This is a genomic window from Streptomyces huiliensis, assembly GCF_020037025.1.
In the GTDB taxonomy this organism is placed as follows: domain Bacteria; phylum Actinomycetota; class Actinomycetes; order Streptomycetales; family Streptomycetaceae; genus Streptomyces; species Streptomyces huiliensis.
Genome location: NZ_JAIQLH010000226.1, coordinates 1 through 19033 on the forward strand (window position 1 = coordinate 1; position 19033 = coordinate 19033).

The 19033-nt window shown below is 74.5% G+C and carries 17 protein-coding genes and 2 pseudogenes; 9 read left to right on the forward strand and 10 right to left on the reverse strand.

What is annotated here, in order from left to right; translation table 11 throughout:
- Both JNW98_RS28860 and JNW98_RS28865 read left to right on the forward strand, forming a co-directional pair.
- Positions 1–350 (forward strand): annotated as a pseudogene (locus tag JNW98_RS28860) (hypothetical protein); the annotation flags it as partial.
- 72 nt (positions 351–422) lie between these two features.
- On the forward strand, positions 423–1814 hold the full coding sequence (locus JNW98_RS28865; RefSeq protein ID WP_223771254.1) for a DUF6777 domain-containing protein: 1392 nt from the start codon (positions 423–425) through the stop codon (positions 1812–1814).
- On the opposite strand, the gene JNW98_RS28870 is transcribed toward JNW98_RS28865, so the two are convergent.
- On the reverse strand, positions 1731–2336 hold the full coding sequence (locus JNW98_RS28870; RefSeq protein ID WP_223771255.1) for a LysE family translocator: 606 nt from the start codon (positions 2334–2336) through the stop codon (positions 1731–1733). The two genes, JNW98_RS28865 and JNW98_RS28870, sit on opposite strands and share 84 nt — an antisense overlap.
- Before the next feature lie 80 nt (positions 2337–2416).
- On the opposite strand from JNW98_RS28870, the gene pdxR reads away from it, so the two are divergent.
- On the forward strand, positions 2417–3931 hold the full coding sequence (gene pdxR / locus JNW98_RS28875) for a MocR-like pyridoxine biosynthesis transcription factor PdxR (RefSeq protein ID WP_223771256.1): 1515 nt from the start codon (positions 2417–2419) through the stop codon (positions 3929–3931).
- A 52-nt stretch (positions 3932–3983) separates the two neighbouring features.
- Here pdxR and JNW98_RS28880 read toward each other — a convergent pair whose 3' ends face one another.
- Positions 3984–4556: a TetR/AcrR family transcriptional regulator gene (locus JNW98_RS28880; protein WP_223771257.1), complete on the reverse strand. Its 573-nt coding sequence runs from the start codon at positions 4554–4556 to the stop codon at positions 3984–3986.
- 92 nt (positions 4557–4648) lie between these two features.
- Here JNW98_RS28880 and JNW98_RS28885 point away from each other — a divergent pair, with 92 nt between their 5' ends.
- The 3 genes from JNW98_RS28885 (at position 4649) to JNW98_RS28895 (ending at position 7545) form a co-directional block, all read left to right on the forward strand.
- Positions 4649–5092 carry a nuclear transport factor 2 family protein gene (locus tag JNW98_RS28885; RefSeq protein WP_223771258.1) on the forward strand — a complete coding sequence of 148 codons (444 nt, stop codon included), beginning with the start codon at positions 4649–4651 and terminating at the stop codon, positions 5090–5092.
- Positions 5093–5246: 154 nt separating this feature from the next.
- Positions 5247–6374, forward strand: a complete 1128-nt coding sequence (locus tag JNW98_RS28890; RefSeq protein ID WP_223771259.1) for a serine hydrolase domain-containing protein — start codon at positions 5247–5249, stop codon at positions 6372–6374.
- A gap of 193 nt (positions 6375–6567) precedes the next feature.
- Complete coding sequence (locus JNW98_RS28895; RefSeq protein ID WP_223771260.1) at positions 6568–7545, forward strand: DUF6528 family protein; 978 nt, start codon at positions 6568–6570, stop codon at positions 7543–7545.
- A gap of 15 nt (positions 7546–7560) precedes the next feature.
- Here the strand turns inward: JNW98_RS28895 and JNW98_RS28900 are convergent, their stop codons facing one another.
- The 3 genes from JNW98_RS28900 to ligD all read right to left on the reverse strand — a co-directional run bounded on the left by JNW98_RS28900 (position 7561) and on the right by ligD (position 10513).
- On the reverse strand, positions 7561–8748 hold the full coding sequence (locus JNW98_RS28900) for a hypothetical protein (RefSeq protein WP_223771261.1): 1188 nt from the start codon (positions 8746–8748) through the stop codon (positions 7561–7563).
- A 223-nt stretch (positions 8749–8971) separates the two neighbouring features.
- Positions 8972–9376 (reverse strand): SH3 domain-containing protein, encoded by a 405-nt coding sequence (locus tag JNW98_RS28905; protein WP_223771262.1) that lies wholly within the window; start codon positions 9374–9376, stop codon positions 8972–8974.
- A 102-nt stretch (positions 9377–9478) separates the two neighbouring features.
- The gene (ligD, locus tag JNW98_RS28910; protein ID WP_223771263.1) at positions 9479–10513 is read right to left on the reverse strand and encodes a non-homologous end-joining DNA ligase; all 1035 of its coding nucleotides are present in this window, start codon (positions 10511–10513) and stop codon (positions 9479–9481) included.
- Positions 10514–10590: 77 nt separating this feature from the next.
- On the opposite strand from ligD, the gene JNW98_RS28915 reads away from it, so the two are divergent.
- A complete protein-coding gene (locus tag JNW98_RS28915) occupies positions 10591–11652 on the forward strand; it encodes an ATP-dependent DNA ligase (protein ID WP_223771264.1) in 1062 nt (353 codons plus the stop codon).
- Here the strand turns inward: JNW98_RS28915 and JNW98_RS28920 are convergent.
- Positions 11649–13043, reverse strand: a complete 1395-nt coding sequence (locus tag JNW98_RS28920) for a thioredoxin domain-containing protein (protein ID WP_223771265.1) — start codon at positions 13041–13043, stop codon at positions 11649–11651. The genes JNW98_RS28915 and JNW98_RS28920 overlap by 4 nt on opposite strands.
- Complete coding sequence (locus JNW98_RS28925) at positions 13040–13297, reverse strand: hypothetical protein (protein ID WP_223771266.1); 258 nt, start codon at positions 13295–13297, stop codon at positions 13040–13042. The genes JNW98_RS28920 and JNW98_RS28925 overlap by 4 nt, the downstream gene beginning before the upstream one ends.
- 283 nt (positions 13298–13580) lie before the next feature.
- On the opposite strand from JNW98_RS28925, the pseudogene JNW98_RS28930 reads away from it, so the two are divergent.
- A pseudogene (locus JNW98_RS28930) lies at positions 13581–14594 on the forward strand (glycoside hydrolase family 6 protein); the annotation flags it as partial.
- Between the two features lie 426 nt (positions 14595–15020).
- Here JNW98_RS28930 and JNW98_RS28935 read toward each other — a convergent pair.
- Together JNW98_RS28935 and JNW98_RS28940 are read right to left on the reverse strand one after the other, a co-directional pair.
- On the reverse strand, positions 15021–16130 hold the full coding sequence (locus tag JNW98_RS28935; protein ID WP_223771267.1) for a hypothetical protein: 1110 nt from the start codon (positions 16128–16130) through the stop codon (positions 15021–15023).
- 133 nt (positions 16131–16263) lie between these two features.
- Positions 16264–17007, reverse strand: a complete 744-nt coding sequence (locus tag JNW98_RS28940; protein ID WP_223771268.1) for a Rossmann-fold NAD(P)-binding domain-containing protein — start codon at positions 17005–17007, stop codon at positions 16264–16266.
- 133 nt (positions 17008–17140) lie between these two features.
- Here JNW98_RS28940 and JNW98_RS28945 point away from each other — a divergent pair, with 133 nt between their 5' ends.
- Positions 17141–17809: a TetR/AcrR family transcriptional regulator gene (locus tag JNW98_RS28945; RefSeq protein ID WP_223771269.1), complete on the forward strand. Its 669-nt coding sequence runs from the start codon at positions 17141–17143 to the stop codon at positions 17807–17809.
- Here the strand turns inward: JNW98_RS28945 and JNW98_RS28950 are convergent.
- On the reverse strand, positions 17806–19033 hold a 1228-nt coding region (locus JNW98_RS28950), incomplete at its 5' end, for a glycosyltransferase family 2 protein (RefSeq protein ID WP_223771270.1). The two genes, JNW98_RS28945 and JNW98_RS28950, sit on opposite strands and share 4 nt — an antisense overlap.

Genomic DNA, 19033 nt, shown 5'->3' on the forward strand with positions numbered 1-19033 from the left:
GGCCGGCGCCCGCGCGCGGCGGCCGGCGGTCCGCGCGCCGGCTCGCCGCTCCCCTGCTGGCCCTGCTCATCGCGGCCGGGGGCGTCTCGGCCGTCCTGTTCCTCGACGACGGCAAGGAACCGGGGACGAGCCCGTCGGGCGGGACGACGACACCGTCCTCGGCCCCGGGCCCGGTGCGCCGGTCGGACGCCTCGTCGGAACCGGACGACGCCTCCTCCGAACCGAACGGGGACCACTCGTCGGCATCCGCGCCGAGCGGCGACGACTCCTCCGGCGGTCCGGCGGAGACGCCCGGCGCCACGACGACCTGTCCGCCCGGCAGCTGGGTGGCGACCTGCCGCCCCTACTGACGACCCATCACGGACACACCCACCGCGAGACATCCATCGGCAGTGCAAGAACCGGCAATCGGGGGTGCGCACATGTGGCTGATACCCGTCCCCATCGACACGACCGGCAGGCGGAAACGGCGCCGGATCCGGGCCGTCACCCTGCTGGCGGTCCCGGCCCTGGCCGTCGGCCCCGCCCTGACGGCGTGTTCGTCGGACGGATCCGGCGGCGACGGCAAGAAGAAGTCCATCACGCTGGAGGCGGTCGGGCAGGCCGGTGACAACCCGTTCGTCGCCGACCCGCGCAGCGACGTCAAGGGGGTCAGCTCGACCGACGGCGGCGGCGCGACGGACGGCGACGCCCCGGGTGCCTTCGGCGGCACCCGGCAGACCTCCCGCTGCGACAAGGCCCAGTTGCTCAAGGACCTGGCGGGCGACCCGGTCAAGGCCAAGGCGTGGGCCGAGGCCCGGGGCGTCGCGGAGGCGGAGATCATGGGGCACGTGGAGGGCCTGACGCCGGCGGTCCTGATGCACGACACCCTCGTCACCAACCACAACTACGACGGCGACGGCAGGACGCGGGCCTACCAGGCCGTGCTGCAGGCCGGGGTGGCGGTGCTCGTCGACGCGTACGGGAAGCCGGCGGTCAAGTGCAACTGCGGGAACCCGCTGCGGGAGCCGGACTCCTCGGTCGACGTGCGCACGTCCGAGCTCAACGGGCGGCGCTGGGAGGGCTTCGCCGTGGCGACGGTCACGGTCATCCGGCCGCGGCCCGCGGACAAGGGGCCGTTGAAGGCGCTCCCGCTGGTCGACACCGAGCGGAAGGACCGGATGTTCCACCGCGAGATCGGCGACGACGGCAAGCACGACTCGGCCTCGACGCCCCGGCCGCCGGAGCCGCCCCGCTCGTCCGGCGCGCCCGGTACGGGCACGGGCTCGCCCTCGCCGGGCGGCTCCGGCAAGCCCTCCGAGCCGTCCTCCGGCTCGTCTTCCGACCCGTCGACGCCGCCCTCGGACGCGCCGGGTTCCTCCGGTTCATCGGGCTCGTCCGGTTCATCGGGGTCGTCCGGCCCCTCGGGCGCCGGCTCCTCCCGCCCGCCGACCGGCAAACCGTCATCGCCGTCCCGCCTGCCCTCCTCACCGGGCGGCGGCTCCTCCAACGGGTACGGCTCCTCGCCGCGCCCGCCCTCGACACCGCGCGTCCCCTCGTCGCCGCACGTGCCGCCGTCGACCCCCCACGTCCCGTCGAAACCGCCCCCGGCCGTCGTCCCCACCCACGCGGTCCCGACCGTGCCGCGTGAGCCCGGGACCAAGCCCTCCGCGCCGCGGATCGCCTCCCCGCCGGCGGCCCGGCCGGCCGAACCGCCCTCGTCGGGCGGCCACTCCGCGCCGCGGGCGCCGTCAGAAGAACGCCAGTCCGAGCCCCAGCGCCGCGAACCCGCCCGCGAAAACACGGCGAACCCACAGCGTGGCACGGGGACTTGAGACCACGCGGTCCCGGAAGGCCGCCGCGCACCGCCCGTAGACGGCGAAGACGAGGAACGTGAGGAGGATGAAGACGCCGCTCAACTCGACCATGCGCCACAGGGCGTGCGGCTCGTCCTCGCTCACGAACTGCGGGAGGAAGGCGAAGAAGAAGAGGGTGAGCTTGGGGTTGAGGATGTTGATCAGCACTCCGTCGAGGATCGTCCGCGCCGCGGACCGGGGTGCGGCGTCCTCGTCGGCGGCGAGCGACCCCTTGTCCCGCAGCGTGGCCCATGCCATGAAGAACAGGTAGGCCACACCGGCGTACTTGAGGATCTGGAAGGCCAGGGCGCTGGTGTGCAGCAGCGCGGCGAGCCCGGTGACGGCCGCCGCCATGTGCGGCAGGGTGCCGAGCGTGCAGCCGGTCGCGGCGACGAGGCTCGCGCGGGCGCCGCGCGAGAGGCCGGCGGCCATGGTGTAGAGCACGCCCGTGCCCGGGGTGGCCACGACGATCAGCGAGGTCAGCAGGAATTCGATGCTCAAGGTGCTCCGTCCGGGACGCGGGCGCCGGAACTCCTCCCCCGGCGCCTCCTCCTCCCCGACCCTGCCGCCACAATGGCCCGATGGACAGATCCAAAGAGCGTTCGTCCGAAGGGTCCATAGGATCCATAGGGCCCATGGCGCCGGGTGCCGCCGGCTCGGACTTCCTCCAGCTCGACACCGGCGACGCGCCGCCGGGCGGGCTGGCCGACTGGCTGACCCGGCGGCTGCGCGAGGCGATCGCCGACGGGCGGCTGCCGGTGGGCAGCCGGCTGCCGCCCAGCCGGCTGCTGGCCGGCGAACTGCGGCTGTCGCGGGGCGTGGTGATCGAGGCGTACCGGCGGCTGACGGAGGACGGGCACGCGGCGGGGCGCGGGCGGCACGGCACGTTCGTGGTCGCGGCGCCGACCGCGGCCGTACCCGCCGTACGAGAACCGGCACCCCCTCGACTCGCCCGGCCCGACGGGCTGTTCACCTCCCCCGGCGCCGACGCGTTCGACGCGCTGCGCGCCGCCCCGGCCCGTATCGACCTCTCCCCCGGCCTGCCGGACCTGGCGGCCTTCCCGCGCGCGGCCTGGCTGGCCGCCGAGCGCGCCGTGCTCGGCTCCCTCACCCCCGCCGCGTTCGGCTACGGCGACCCGCGGGGCACGCCGGAGCTCCGCCGGGCCCTGGTCCACTGGCTCGCCAGGACGCGGGGGATCGTCGCCGACCCCGACGAGGTGATCGTCGTCGGCGGGGTCGCCCAGGCGATGGGCCTCGTGGCCCAGGTGCTGGTCCGGGAGGGGATCGACGAGGTGGCGGTGGAGGACCCGGGTTCGCTGGGCGCCCGGCAGCACTTCCGGTACTGGGGCGCGGCGACGCCGCCGGTGCCGGTGGACGCCGAGGGCGTCCGCGTCGACGCGCTACGCGCGACCGGCGCGCGGGCCGTCCTGCTCACCCCCGCGCACCAGTTCCCGACCGGGGTGGTCCTCGGGGGCGCCCGGCGGAGGGCGCTGATGGACTGGGTGGCGGACGGCGGTCTGGTCCTCGAGGACGACTACGACGCGGAACACCGCTACGACCGGCCCCCGGTGGCGGCGCTGCGGGCGATGCTCGCGGACGGCGTCTGCTACATGGGGAGCGTCTCCAAGCTGTTCGCCCCCGCGCTCCGCCTGGGCTGGCTGCTGGCCCCCGCGCGGTACCGCGAAGCCCTGGTGGACGCCAAGCGGTTCACGGACCTGGGCAGCGCGGCGCTCCCGCAACTGGCGCTGGCCCGACTGCTGGAGTCCGGCGAACTGGAGCGCCATCTGCGGCAGTTGAGGAGACGTCATCGCAGGCGCCGGGACGCGATGATCGAGGCGATCGGCGCCCGGCTGCCCGGCGCGGTGGTGCACGGCGCCGCCGCCGGCCTGCACCTCATGGTCACCTTCGAGGGCGGCCCGGACGACGCGGCGGTGGCCGCGGCGGCCCTGGAGCGGGGCGTGAAGGTGCAGCCGCTGTCCTGGCACAGCCTCCGGCCGCGGCGGCCCGGCCTGGTCCTGGGCTACGCGGTGCTGCCCGCGTCGGAGATCGCGGAGGGCGTGGCGACGGTCGCGGAGGTGATCCACGACCTCTCCTGACGCAACGTCTCCTGACGCGCCGCCTCCTGACGTAACGCCTCCTGACGACCCGTCAGCTCCCCTCCCCCATCAGGGCCCGCGCCGCCGCGCGCGCGTGCAGCGCGGGCTCGGCGCTCCCCGACACGGCCGCGGTGCCGATCGCCCCCTCCGCGAGCAGCAGGAGCTGGTCGGCCAGCGCCTCGGAGCCTCCCGCGCCGGCCGCCAGCCCGGCCAGGTACCGCCGGAAGGCGGCCTTGTGGTTCCGGGCCGCGGCGGCGACACCGGGGTGGGTGGCGCCCAGCTCCCCGTAGGAGTTGGCGAACGCGCACCCCCGGAAGTCCGGCTCGCGGAACCACGCGTGGAGCCAGTCGAAGACGGCCAGCACCCGTTCGGGCCCGGCCGGGCGCGCGTCGGCGAACCGCTCCAGGGAGGCGCGCCACCGCTCGTCCCGGCGGCTCAGGTACGCCTCCACGAGGACGTCCTTCGAGGGGAAGATCTGGTACAGCCGCTTGAGCGACACCCCGGACGCGGCCCGGATCGCGTCCATGCCGACCGCCTGCAGCCCGCGGCCGTAGAACAGCTCCTCGGCCGCGTCCAGGACCCTGCCCTCCGGCGACTCCGGTTTCGCCTGCCCCACGGTCTCCATCGTGCCCACTCCTTGCGTGAGAACCATCGTTCTCATACGCTACCGCACACCACGGAGAACGTACGTTCTCCACCTGTCGCGAGGAGACCGCCATGACCGCCGCCGCACCCGACGCCACGAGACCCCCGCTGCCGCCGTTCACCGCCGAGACCGCCCTGGAGAAGGTGCGGGCCGCCGAAGCGGCCTGGAACAGCCGCCACCCGGAGCGGGTCGCGCTCGCCTACACCGAGGACTCGGAGTGGCGGAACCGTGACGTCTTCCTCACCGGCCGCGCGGAGATCGTCACCTTCCTCCGCGACAAGTGGCGGCGCGAGCTCGACTACCGACTCCGCAAGGAGCTCTGGGCGTACGGCGACGACCGGATCGCCGTGCGCTTCGAGTACGAGTGGCACGACGCGGCGGGCCGCTGGTTCCGCTCGTACGGCAACGAGAACTGGGAGTTCGCGGCGAACGGCCTGATGCGGCGCCGCTTCGCGAGCGTCAACGACGTCGCCATCCGGGAGGACGAGCGCCGCCTGGGCGCACCGCAGATCTGAACCGACGACGCACTCGGCTTTGCACGCACCGCGTGCATAATGGGTGCACGAGCGCACCGGACCGCCGTGACAGGCGGCCCGGCGCGCCCCTCGTGCCCCGTTCCCCGGGCCGGACGACCGGCGTGGAGCCCGCCCCGGGCAGCCGAAAGGACGCATGACCGTGAGCAACCCCTTGGACCCCGCGGCGCTGGACGCCGCCCTGGAGAACGTCCACCGCGCCGGTGTGCCGGGCCTGTTCGCCGAGGTGCGCGACGGCGACGAGGTCTGGCGCGGCGCCGCGGGCGTCGCCGACCTCGCCACCGGACGGCCCGTCACCGCCGGCATGCGGCACCGCGTCGGCAGCATCACCAAGACCTTCACCGCAGCCGCGGTGCTCCGGCAGGTCGAGTGCGGCCATATCGGCCTCGACGCGCCGATCGGCCGGTACCTCCCGCAGCTGGTCCCCGGCGCGCGCGGCGACGCGATCACGGTCCGGATGCTGATCAACCACACCAGCGGCCTCGCCGAGTACCTCCCCTACGCCTATCCCTCCCTCAAGGCGTTCCCCGACCTCGCGAACACCGACCCCCGGAGCCTGGACGACCTCCGGTTCACCCGCTTCGACCCCGTCGAACTCATCGCCATGGGCGTCGCCGCACCCCCCACCGGCGCCCCGGGCGCCACACCCGGCGTCTACTCCAACACCAACTACCTGCTCCTCAGCGCTCTCCTCGAAAAGGTGACCGGCACCACGGCCGAACGGTGCATCACCCGGACCGTCATCGACCACGCCGGTCTCCAGGACACCGAACTCCCCACCGATCCGCACGTCCAGGGCCCGCACTCGCGGATGTACGAGGCGTGGTTCGGCATGATCGACCCGCCGCGCGACTACAGCGTCTACGACATGTCGTGGGTGGGGCCGGCGGCCTCCCTGATATCGACCGTCGCGGACCTCAACCGCTTCTACGCCCTGCTGTTCGCCGGCGAGATCGTCAGCCCGTCGTCCCTGGCGGAGATGCGACGCACGGTCCGGGTGATCTCCCAGGAGGGGAAGACGATCGACTACGGCCTCGGCCTGCACCCGATGGAGGCGGCTCCCGGCCAGGGAGTCTTCTGGGGCCACGGCGGTTCGGCCTGGGGCGCCGGAGCGCTGTCCCTGATCAGCCCCGACGGCGGCCGGCAGCTGTCCGTCGCGGTGAACCTCCAGCGCTGGAACGCACTCGACGCCTCGGGCCGGCCGCAGCCCCATCCCGTCGACGCGGCGCTCGCGGCGTTCTACCGCGTGGCGCTGTACGGCTGACGGGGCCACGGCGGCGTCCGGGACCCACCCCGTGGGCGGGCCGGCCCCGAACCACCCGCCCCCGCCGCCACACCGCCCCCACCGCCGAGCACTCCCCGGGGCGAACTCCCCTCCCCGCCGGGCGTGGCACCGCACCACTCGTCGCCGTCCGCCCCATTCTGACCCTCGTGCGCACCCCCACCCCGGACCGTCCGTGCGGCGCCTGCTGACGGCCGCCCTCGCCGCGGCCGTCGCCCTGAGCGCCTCCGCCGCCGGCGCGCAGCCGCGGGCGGGCGGCGGCAAGGGCACGGCGGCGACCCCCGTCGTCGCGGCCGACCAGGCGACCCGGGCGGTCCACATCCTCCGGTCCGACGTCCGGAGCTGGGACGTGGGACGGGGCACCGGCGTGCTGTGGTCCTGGAGCGCCGACGACCAGCCGGGGCTCACGGACCTGGAGCCCGGGTCGTCCTGGAGCAACCCGAGCGAGGCCAAGCTCCGTACGCTCGGCGGCCGCCGCTACCTGCTGACCACCGCCTCCGGCGGACTCGCGGCGGTGGTCGGATACCCGGACCGGGACGTGTACTGGGCCGCCCACACCGGGCCGGGCAACGCGCACAGCATCGACCTGCTCCCCGACGGCAACGTCGCCGTGGCCGCCAGCACCGGCGGTTTCGTCCGCGTCTACGCCGCCTCGACCGGCGCCCGCGCCACCCGGCACGCGGAGGTGCCGCTGCGCGGCGCGCACGGCGTGCACTGGGACCCCCGGACCCGGCTGCTGTGGGCACTCGGCAGCGGAGAGCTCGTCGCCCTCCGCGTGGCCGGCCCGGCCGACGACCCCGGTCTCGTCGTCGTCCACCGCAGCGCCCTGCCCACCCGCGACGGCCACGACCTCGCCCCCGTCCTGGGCACGAAGGGCCGCCTGTGGGTGACCACCGGCACGGCCGTCTACCAGTACGCGACGGGCCGGCACCGCTTCGTCGACTACCCGTTGAGCTCCCGGATCAGCGCCCCCGGCGTCAAGAGCGTCGGCGACGACCCGGCGACCGGCCGGATCCTGGTGGCCCGGCCCGAGCCGGGCCACGCGTGCGTCTGGTGCACGTCCGTCCTGACGTTCCACCGGCCGGACGGCACGAAGCGGATGGTGCGCGGCGCGATGTACAAGGCCCGCTGGTGGACGTCCCGCCGCGACTGACCCCGGGCCCCGTCCTCACCGCGAGACCGGACGCGGCCCCTCCGCCAGCCGGGCGCGGACGTCCGCGGCGGCGTCGAGGCTGCCGGGCACCTGCTCCCACAGGGCGAGCAGGGCGGGCGCGAGCACGGACGCCCGGTCGCCGCTGTGCTGCCAGCAGTAGTGGGCGCGCTTGAGGGCGGCGACCGCCTCGGCGTCCGTCGGGCCGCCCCGGGCCAGCCGGTTGGCGGCGGCGGACATCCACAGTTCGGCCGCGCGCGGGTGGTCGCCGGCCAGTCGGGCGAGGTCGGCGCGGACCTCGATCCACAGTCCGGCCTCGGCGCTCTGCGGCCCGTGCCGGCGCAGCACCTGCTGCTCCCAGGCGGCGGCCATGGCGGCGGCCTCGTTGTGCCTGCCGGCGTTGGCGGCGGCCAGGATGCGCGGCAGAGCGTCCTCCTCGCGGGCCGGCGCCGGCGGCTGCTCCTGCCGCGGGGGCTCGGCCGACGGCACGGCGGGCGCCGGGACGGCCGGTACCGGGGCGGCGTGCGCGGGGTTGGCGAGGACGGGCCCGGGCGTGCCGTGCCGGAGGACGAGCCGTCCGCCGGGCAGCCCCGCCTGGTCCAGGGCCAGTTGGTGCAGCAGCACCGGGTCGAGGACGGGCCCCGCCGTGGGGTGGCCGAGATCGAGGGCGGTGAGGAGGGCCCGGGTGTAGGGCGAGGCCTCGGCGGGTGCCCGGTCCGGGCTGGGGGTGACGACGCCGCACACCGCCGGCCCCGCGGTCAGCCGCCCGTCCCGGGCGGCGGCGGCGACGTGCGGCCAGGATCTCTCGTCGGCCTCGACGTCGACCACCAGCAGCGTGGGCCCGGCGTGTTCGCCGAGGGTGCGGGTCAGCCACTCCCACGGCAGTCCGGTGTAGCGGACCGTGCCGGGCGTGCTGTCGCGGAGCGCCAGGTGCACCTCGCCGCCCTTGCGGGCCGGCACCATCAGGTGGCCGGTGACCCACACCAGCAGGGGTCCGGGGACGGTGGCGGCGTCGCGGAGGTAGGCCAGGACGCTCTGCGGCCCGGCCATCGCCGGGAGCTGGACCACGTCCGCGGTCGCGGCGGCGAGGAACCCGCGCGGCCCGGCCCCGGCGACGGCGTGCGCGGTCGGGTTGGGCAGGAGGCCCCGCCTCCGGTCAGGGGTGCCGTCCAGCAGCAGAACACAGCCATGGGTCAGGTGGTCCAACGCGTTCTTCCTTCCGGCCGATACGAAGGCTCGTGCCCCTGGCGTGGTGCCCGGTGCCGGATCCCACGTCCGTGCGGTACGTTCCGTGCAGTACGTGAGGCAACTCTAGGCGCCACCACCCGTATCGGCTCCGGGTGTCACCCCGTGCGCGCGGAGTGAGGGGTCCCGCCCCGAGCTCGGACGGGACCCGGTGCGCCCTGCGGGCGCGTTCTGACCGTGCCCGTCAGCCCATGGCCTCGCGCGACTCGGCGCTGTCGTCCATGGTGCTGCGGTTGAGCATCCGGCAGTAGGGGACGTTCGCGGCCTTGTTGTCGATGTACTTGGCGGCGACCCAGGTCTGGCGGTCCCTCAGCTGGTACCAGACGTTGTTGCCGCCGATGTCCTGGGCGCGGACCTTGCACCGCAGGCCGACCTGGATCCGGTGGCGCAGGATGCCGCGCACGGAGGCGTCGGTGCTGGGCAGGGTGCGCTCGTTGACACCGGTGCGGGCGCTGACCGTGCCGTACGGCCGGGCGGCGGCGTCCGGCGTCGCCTCGGCCGGGGCGGCGAACAGCGCGGTACCGGCCGCGGTCGCCGCCAGCACACCGGCGGCGAGCTTGCCGGCACGGGTCGCGAGTCTCCTGGACATGGATCTCCTCTGGTACGAGGTGGGAACAGAGCATTGCCCAGGTTCCACGCCCGATGTCCGGCTAAACGCGGACAACGGGTGATGAGCCCGACTGGCACACCGTCAGGTGGCGGAGTCCTTCCCGCCCTTGTCCTCCTTCTTCGCCCTGCTGGGCTGGACGCGCTTGGGCTCGCCCCGCATCTTCGGGTGCTCCGGCGGGTACGGCAGGTCGCCGAGCCCGTGCTCGCGCTCGTCGCGGGCGGCGAGCTCCAGGGCGGCGTCCAGGACGCACGCGTGGTCGGCCATGTCGGCGTGCACGTCGCCGAGTTCGGCGTACCGGGCCGGCATGGTGGTGATGTCGAAGTCCTCGGGGACGGCGCTCTCCAGCTCCTCCCAGCGGAGCGGCGCGGAGACCGGGGCGTGCGGGCGGGGACGGACCGAGTAGGCGCTGGCGATGGTGCGGTCGCGGGCGGTCTGGTTGTAGTCGACGAAGATCTTGGCGCCGCGCTCCTCCTTCCACCAGGCGGAGGTGACCTGCTCGGGCATCCGCCGCTCCAGCTCCCGGGCGACGGCGATGGCCGCCCGGCGCACCTGGACGAAGGTCCAGCGCGGGGCGATGGGCACGAAGACGTGCAGGCCCCGGCCGCCGGAGGTCTTGGGCCAGCCGGTCAGCCCCAGCTCGTCGAGGAGCCCACGCAGGGCCAGGGCGGCGCGCACGGCGTCGGCGTAGCCGGTGCCGGGCTGCGGGTCGAGGTCGATGCGCAGCTCGTCGGGGTGGTCGGTGTCGTCGCGCCGGACGGGCCAGGGGTGGAAGGTGAGGCAGCCGAGGTTGGCGGCCCAGAGCACGGCGGCGGTCTCGGTGGGGCAGATCTCGTCCGCGTACCGGCCGCTGGGGAAGGCGATCCGGCCGGTGGGGATCCAGTCGGGGAGGTTCTTGGGCGCCCGCTTCTGGAAGAACGACTCGCCGTCGACGCCGTCGGGGTAGCGCTCCAGGGTGGTCGGGCGGTCCCGCAGGGCCCGGAGGACGCCGTCGCCGACGCTGAGGTAGTACCGGGCGACGTCGTACTTGGTGTAGCCGCGCTCCGGGAAGTAGACCTTGCCCGGGTTGGACAGCCGTACCGTCCGCTCGCCGACGGTGAGCTCCAGCGTCTCTGCCATGCGGCCACGCTACGGCGTCCGGGGGCCCGGGCGCCTGTCGGCGGGCGGGCCCCCGCCGCCGCCCGCACACTCGGATCATGGACCTTCCGGTGATGCCGCCCGTGGAGCCGATGCTGGCCAAGTCCGCGGCGACGATCCCTCCGGGCATGCAGTACGAGGCCAAGTGGGACGGCTTCCGGGCCGTCGTCTTCCGGGACGGCGACGAGCTGGAGCTGGGCAGCCGCTCCGGCCGCCCGCTGACCCGCTACTTCCCCGAGCTGGTGGCGGCCCTGAAGGAGCGCGTGCCGGAACGCTGCGTGCTGGACGGCGAGATCGTCGTCGCCCGCGGCGGGCGGCTGGACTTCGACGCCCTGCTGGAGCGCATCCATCCGGCCGCCTCCCGGGTACGCCATCTGGCCGAGACCACACCCGCCGCGTTCGTCGCCTTCGACCTGCTGGCCCTCGGCGACGCGTCGCTGCTCCGGACGCCGCAGCGCGAACGGCGTACGGCCCTGGAGGAGGCGCTCCGCGACGCCTCCGACCCGGTCTTCACCGCGCCCGTCACCTATGAACTCGACGTGGCGCACGGCTGGTTCGAGCGGTTCGAGGGTGCCGGCCTGGACGGGGTGATCGCCAAGCCGCCGGATCTGCCGTACCGGCCCGGCGAGCGCGTGATGGTCAAGGTCAAGCACGAACGGACCGCCGACTGCGTCGTCGCCGGCCTGCGCCCGCACAAGAGCGGACCGGTGGTCGGCTCGCTGCTGCTGGGCCTGTACGACGCCGGGGGCCGGCTCCAGCACGTCGGCGTGTGCGGCGCGTTCACCATGAAGCGGCGGCAGGAGCTGATGGCGGAGCTGGAACCGCTGCGCATGCCCACCGCCGAGGGCCACCCCTGGCAGGACTGGGCCGACGCCGACGCTCAGGCTTCCTCGCGTCTCCCGGGCGGCCCCAGCCGCTGGACGGGCAAGAAGGACCTCTCCTGGGTCCCGCTCCGCCCGGAGCGCGTCTGCGAGGTCGCCTACGACCACATGCAGGGCGACCGCTTCCGCCACACCGCCCGCTTCCGCCGCTGGCGCCCGGACCGCACGCCGGACGGGTGCACGTACGCGCAGCTGGAGGAGCCGGTGTCGTACGACCTGGGGGAGGTGCTGGGGGGTTAGGGCGCGGGGGAACCGGTCAGGAAGGCGAGCGCCTCCTCCTGGGTGCCCAGGTGCACGGGCAGGCCGGCGAGCAGCGCGCAGACCGTGCCGACCTGCTCGGGCGGTACGGGCCGGACGGCCCAGTTGGCGATCCGGGTCAGCGACCGTGCCCGGACGTGCACGCCGGGCATCGGGGCCGTCGGCCGTGGTGCCAGCACGCCCGCCACGGGCGTGTGCCGCGGCGGGCCGGCCGGCCGCGACGGGTGGCACAGCAGGGGCGTGCCGTCCGGGCCGGCTTCCAGGGAGGCGAACGGGTCGGGGCAGGGCCGCCAGCCGGCTCGCGCCAGGGAAGCGCTGCGTGCGACCAGGTACGACATCCAGTTCCTGGGGAAGAGCAGGGCCCGCTCTCCCCCGCCGTGCACGAGCGCTCCGCACAGCAGCCGCACCTGCCGCACTCCGGGCGACTCGAAGCCGGCGACCATCCGTCTCAGCACGTCCAGTGCCTCGTCCGCGTCGCGGGAGCGGCCCACCAGCTCACCGCCGCGGAACACCAGCCACAGGTTGCGCGGACGTTCCACGAGCAGGGTGACCGGTACGTATCCCCCGGCGGCGTCCGCCCCCGTGCCCGTGGCCTCCGCCGCGAGAGCGGCCACTCGCACGGCCTCCTCGCCCCGCGCGGCGATCCCCACGGCCCTCCCGCCGGCCCGGGCGACGACCAGGGCGTCCACGGGGGCGCCGTTGACTCCGGCCGAGCAGCTCGTCGGCGTTTCGCAGACCACCCGGCCCGGTTCCGCGCCGCAGAGCTCGACCAGGGTCGCGGTGACGGCTTCGAATCCCCGCACGACCGGGTGGGCGGCGCCGCCGCCGGGTGACAGCCGGACCGCCGAGGGGGTGCCCAGCCGCCCGAGATGCGCGTAGGTTCCGGCCAGTTCCTCGGCCTGGGGCGGCTTCAGCCCGGCACCCCACGCCGCAGGGCTTCCCTCACCCACGAGGAGCACCGAGACCCCCCGGGCGGTGAGCGTGCGCCGGTTGGCGTCCAGATCGGTCCGCAACTGCCGGCAGTAGCCGCAGCCGGGGGACGACGCGACCACCAGGACCGGGTGAGAGACGACCGCGTCTCCTGCCCCCGCCGGGTCCGCCGGGTTCGCCGGTTCCTCCGTGGGAGCCGGCTCGCCCTCGCGATCGTGGTCCCTGACGAGGCCGGCCGACCGCCATGACTCCACGCATCTCGCGAAGTCGGCGGCGCGGTCGGGCGGCACAGGGGCACCGCGCATCCACCGCAGTGCGGCGGGAGACACCCAGGCGGCCGCGGGAACGGCGCGGTGCAGCAGGATGGCGCCGTCGTCGACTTCGACCAGCCGGGCGTCGGGACCCGGCCGGACCGGCGCGGCCGTTCCTTCGCCGCCGGTCATCCGTGGCAATGCGCCCGGCCCTCACCGGCGGCGGTGAAACAGAACCCCGAACAGCAGACGTCGATCCCGGGGAGGCATTCCGCTCCTTCCGGCAAGCAGAAGGCCACGGGCGCGGTCGCGGAGCAGGCGGACGGGGCGATGTACAGGTCCGTGAGTGCCTCCTCGGTCTCGACGACGGTGTCGGTGCTCGGCTCGGCGAACGCGTCGGTCAAGCCGCGGGGAGCCCGGTTCCGGCGGGCTGGAATGGTCTGCATGCCCCCATTAGGCCCGCCGTGCCGGACGACGTCACCGGCACGAACAGTGCAGTCCCACCGCGCGTGGAAGCACGCCGCACGAAGACGTCACATCATCCGATCTACGGCGGTCGCTTCCATGGCGTTCGTTCGAAGCGACACGGACCACCTCGCCCCCGCCGGGCGGCCCCGCTCACCCGTCGGGAGCAACGGCCGACCCACACGGCGCAGGCCCGCGCGACCTGACGGCCCGCCACATTACAGCCTGGTACGACCACGGAGGCCCAGGTGAAGGGTGGAGCCCATGCGCACGACGAGTACGGCCCGTGTTCTCGCGCAGGCCCGGCGGGGTGCTGTTCTGCTGGCGAGCGCGGGGGCGGTGTGCCTGGCGCTCTGCCCGGAGCGGGCCGGCGCCGTGGACACGGTGGCGGACGCGGCCTCCCCGTTCTGGGTGGAGCCCTTCGGACCCGCGGCACGTCAGGTGCGGGTCTGGCGGGAGCGCGGACGGGAGGCGGACGCGGAGGCGCTGCGGCGCATCGCCGACCGGCCGGCGGCGGTCTGGCTGCCGGGGGAGGACCCCAAGGCGGCGGCCGAGCGGGTGACGCGGGAAGCCGCCGCGGCGGGACGCGTGCCGCTGCTGGTGGCGTACAACATCCCGCACCGGGACTGCGGCCAGTACTCCTCCGGCGGGGCGCCCGACGCGGCGGCGTACCGCCGGTGGGTGGCCCGGGCCGCGGAGGGCATCGGCGACCGCCCCGCGTGGGTGGTGCTGGAACCGGACGCCCTCGCCCACCTGGCGTCGGGCTGCTCGTCCCCGCCGGACGCGCTGGCCGAGCGGCCGGTCCTGCTGGCCGAGGCCGTACGGGCCTTCAAGGCGCTGCCCCGGACGTCGGTGTACCTCGACGCGGGCAACGCGGGCTGGGTCTCCGACCAGCAGCGGCTGGCGGACCTGCTGCGCCGGTCCGGTCTCGGGCAGGCGGACGGCTTCGCGCTGAACGTCTCCAACTTCCACACCACGCCCGTCACCCGGGCCTACGGGGACCGGCTGTCGGCCCTCCTCGGCGGCGCCCACTACATCATCGACACCAGCCGCAACGGCAATGGTCCGCCGCCCCGGCAGAGCGGCGAGGAGGACGCCGGCGACGAGGCGTGGTGCAACCCGCCCGGCCGCGCCCTGGGCACGGCTCCCACCACGGTGACGGGGGCCGCGGTGGTGGACGCCCTGGTGTGGGTGAAGCGGCCGGGCGAGTCGGACGGCGCCTGCCGGGGCGCGCCGCCGGCCGGGCACTGGTGGGCGGAGTACGCGCTGGGCCTGGCGACGACGGTGCCCACGCCGCCGGAGGCACCATCGCAGACACCACCGCAGGCCGACCCCCCGCAGGAGGCCGCGCCGCCACCGGCTTCCGCGGCCCCGGCGCCGCCTCCCGCGCAGCCGTCGCCTCCCCCTCCGCAGGCACCACCCGCACAGCAGGCAGGCCCTGCCCCCGTGGCACCACCGGCACCGGCTTCCCCGGCGTCCGCGGCACCACCGCCCATCCCGCCTATCCCTCCCGCCCCGGCCGCCGCCGCACCGCCGCAGGCGCCTCCCCTGCCCGCCGCCCCGGCACCGGCACCCACGCCCGCGCCGGGTCTCACCCCCGCGCCGGCGCCGAGCCGCTGACGCGAGGGAGGACGCCGACGGGACCGCGGTCACGACCGGAGTGCGGTCTCGGCGGGAGTACGGCCCCGGCCCGGGAGCGCGGCCTCAGACGCCGTTGCTCGGCCGGTCCGATCCACCCCCGCCCCCGCCCACCATCCGCATGAGCGCCTCGGTTATCTCCCGGACCGACAGCTTCCGGGCGCCGGAAGGCGCGTCGATCTTCACGGACGTGCTCTGGAAGCCGACCGTCACGGGCAGCCGGGCGCGCACGTCCTCGTCCAGTGCGGCCATGTCGAAGGTGACGGCGGAGAGCCGGCCGTCCTTGAGGGCGACGTCGAAGACGACGTCCTTGTCCGGCGCGTTCTCCAGCGCGCTCAGGTCCTCGCCCTTGCCCGCCTTGCGGAGCTGTTTCTCCAAGGGCTTGAGGGCCTCGGAGAGCTGCTTCGCGGCCTTGCGGGCGGGGACGGTGACCTCCACGTGCTCGGCACCGTTCCGCTTACCGGCGTCCTTGCTCGCGGAGTTGTCGGTGAGCGTCTTGCGGAGGGCGTCGGCGACCCGCTTCTGCGTGTCCGCGTCCAGCCCGCCGGAGGACTCGCCACCCGAGGAGCCGCCCCGCTCGCGCTTCTTCGCGGCGAGCTCCTCGAACTCCGCGGTGTCGAGAGCGACCCACTCCCCCTTGAGCGCGTTCCTGACCGCGGCCAGTGAGTCCGGCATCTCGTCGATCTTCTTCAGCGCCTCGTCGAAGTCACGCCGCTCGGACCGCTCCTTGGCGTCCTTGGGCCGCACCATCCCGGCGAACGCCTTGACGTCCCCGCGCAGGTACACCTTCCGCTCGACCGACCGCAGTTCCGCCAGGACCGTGCCGTCCTTCCTGGTGAGCCGCCCGGCGACGGACGGCCGGTCCCTGTCCTTCCCCCCCTTGGCCTGCGGCTCCTTCAGCGGCTTGTCGGAGACGACGGCGTAGTGCAGCTTCAGGTCGGCGAGGATGCCGGCCGACTCTCGGTCGACTCCGCCCTTCTCCTTCTTCCCGTCCGCCCCCCTCTTCCCGTTCTTCTTCCCGTCCTTCAGAGCGGCGTGGATCTCCTCGGCGTTCGCGTCGAACGCGAACTCCACCGCGACGGCCTTCTCCTCCCCCAGCCGTTCGAACGCTCTCTCCACCTTGGCGCCGGCGCCGAGCTTCTCCTCCGTGCCACAGGCCACCGCGGTGCTCGCCACGACGAGCGCACAGCAGGCGACGGCCAGGCCGGTGTGTTTGGTAGTGATGACGATCCCCCCAGATCGAATACGTGTCTGAGTAGACTCAATTACACACAGTGACCCCCTGTCAACAGATTTCCACGATCGGGTGTCACACGCCGCGCAGCAGCCGCTCCGTCAGCGCGTACAGCCGCTCCGCGGCCTCCGGATCGAACGACGGACCCTCGACGCCGATCCGCCGGTCCCGGACGAAGGCGCTCAGCGGTTCGGCCGGCGGGGCGTCGACGCGGGCCGCCACCGGCCTGACACCCTCGTCCACCGGCAGTCCGTCCCGCTTGAGGCGCGCCACGTGGGCGGCCGTCGCCGCGTCGTACTCGCCGCGGAACGCGGTGGCGACGGCGCCGGGGTTGACCAGGACGTACCGGGCGCCGTCCCGCCCCCGGCGGGCCGCGTAGGCGACCCCGAGCAGGTCGTTGGCCCGTCCGGCCTGCAACTGCGCGGCCACACCGTCGTACCCGCGGCGCAGCATCGGGTCCTCCCAGTGCACCCGCCCCGCGGGGACGCCGGGACCGGAGACGTTGACGACGACGCGCGCCCCGGGCAGCCCGTGGCTGAGCAGGAAGCGGCTGAGGTATTCCAGGGCGAAGGTGCTCTCGACGCCCTCGGCGGTCTCCCGGCGGGTGGCGCGGAAGTACCGCGCGCAGAGGACCAAGGCGTCGATCTCCGGGAAGCGGTCGGCGAGTTCGGCGACCACGCGCCGGTTCTCGCGGACCAGGCTCAGGTCCGCCCGGAGGAAGACTGCGCCATGGACGGCCGCCGCCTTCCGTGCGTCCTGGCCGATGATCACGACGGTGTCGCCGCGGGCGACGCGGGCCCGGGCGAGCGCGGCGCCCATTCAGTCGGTGCCGCCGGTGATCACCACGGTCTTCTCCACAGCTATTGAACTCATGGGTTCAGTTAAATGCCCTCACGAGTCCAAGCGCAACCCGTGAGGGTCTTCTTTTGAACCCGCGCGTAAAATCCGGCGCATGACGGCAGCACACTCACGAGGCACCGACGGCAGGCGGACCGATCGCCGGCAAGCCATCCTGGAGGGCGCGTTCACCGTGTTCGCCCGGAAGGGGTTCGACGACACGGGCGTCCAGGAGGTCGCCGCCGAGGCCGGCGTGGCCAAGCCGACGGTCTACAACCACTTCGGCGACAAGGCGGCCCTCTTCCGGCAGGCCCTCGCCGCCGCGAACCGCGCCATGCTGGACGCCCGGGTGGCCGCCCTGGAGCCGCTCGCCACTCCGGGCGAGGACCTGCCCGCGACTCTGGAGGCCGTCGCGTACGAGCTGCTCCTGCTGCACGGCGACGAACGGTCGTGCGCGCTGCGGCGGCTGCTGTTCTCCGAGATCACCCGGTTCCCCGACGCCCTGGACATCGTCAACGAGGACGGCCCCCACCGCCTCGTCCGGGCCCTCGCCGACCGGCTGGCCCGGCTCGCCCTCGCCGGACGGCTGTCGGCCCCCGATCCCGACCTGGCGGCCGAGCAGTTGCTGGCACTGCTCACCGGCCCGATGGAGGCCCGCACCAGGATGGGCACGCGGCGGCTCGACGACGAGGAGCTGCGGGCCGTCGCCCGGACCGCGGTCGCCACCTTCCTCAGCGCGTACGGCACCGGAGGCCCCGGGCCGCACGCCGCGCCGCACGTCTAGACCGGCGTCCGCGGCCCCACCGGCCGGGCGGACTCCGGCTCCTGGCCGCCGTCCAGGTCCGCGTCCGCCAGGGCGGGCACGGGCGCGCCGCGGCGCCGCGCCAGCAGGCCCGCCTGCCAGACGCCCAGCGGGATGAGCGTCGTCAGCAGGCCCAGGAAGGCCCAGATCCGCATCGCCGTGTGCGCGTGGCTGAGCACCACCGAGGCGAGCAGCGCGAAGGCGAGGACGGCGGCCCACGTCAGGTGGGTGCGGAAGGTCAGGACGCGGTCGGGGCTGGCGGAGTCGCCCTTCGGCGTCACGACGAACCGCGAGCGCCGGCGCAGCAGGGCCTCCCCCAGCGACCGGGCGTACAGCGGCGCCGAGAGCGCGGACATCAGCATGCCCGCGGTGCCGGACGAGCCGGCCGGTTCGTGGGGGCTGACGTTGTGGCGGCGGTTCCAGACGTAGAGGCCGACCTGGAGGGCCGCCGCGTCGCCGTAGAGCATCAGCCAGACCTGGGACTCGACGTTGATGCCGGAGGCGCCGAGGGCCAGGAAGAGGACACAGGAGACGGCGCCGAGCACCCAGTTGAGCGCGGCCATCGGGTAATAGGCCACCATCAGCGAGTAGTTGACCACCCGGCCGGGCGACATGGTCCACACGGCGCGCCAGAACTGGCGGAGCAGCGTCTCGTAGGTGCCGCGGGACCAGCGCAGCTGCTGGGAGAAGAAGTCGGTCCAGGAGGACGGCCCTTCGCCGACGGCGAGCACGTCGGGGGTGTAGACGGAGCGCCAGCGGCGGCCGGTGGCGGGGTTGCGGCGGCGGTGGATCTCCAGGCCGGTGGCCATGTCCTCGGTGATGGAGTCGTAGAGGCCGCCGATCTGGCGGAGCACGCTGACGCGGACGCAGTTGCTGGTGCCGACGAACATGGGGGCGCCGTACGCGTTGCCGGCGCGCTGGATGAGGGCGTGGAAGAGGAACTGCTGGCTCTCGGCGGCCTTGGTGACGGCCGTCGTGTAGTTGCCGTAGACCTGCGGGCCGACGACGAAGGCCACGTCGGGGTCGCGGAAGTACCCCATCATCCGCTCCAGGAAGTTGGGCAGCGGTACGTGGTCGGTGTCCACGCAGGCCATGAACTCGTAGTCGTCGCCGTGCGCGTCGAGCCAGGCGTTGTAGTTGCCGTGCTTCGTCCTCGCCCGGAAGGTGCCCGAGGGCTGGTTCCAGCTCTCGACTCCCTTGCGGGTG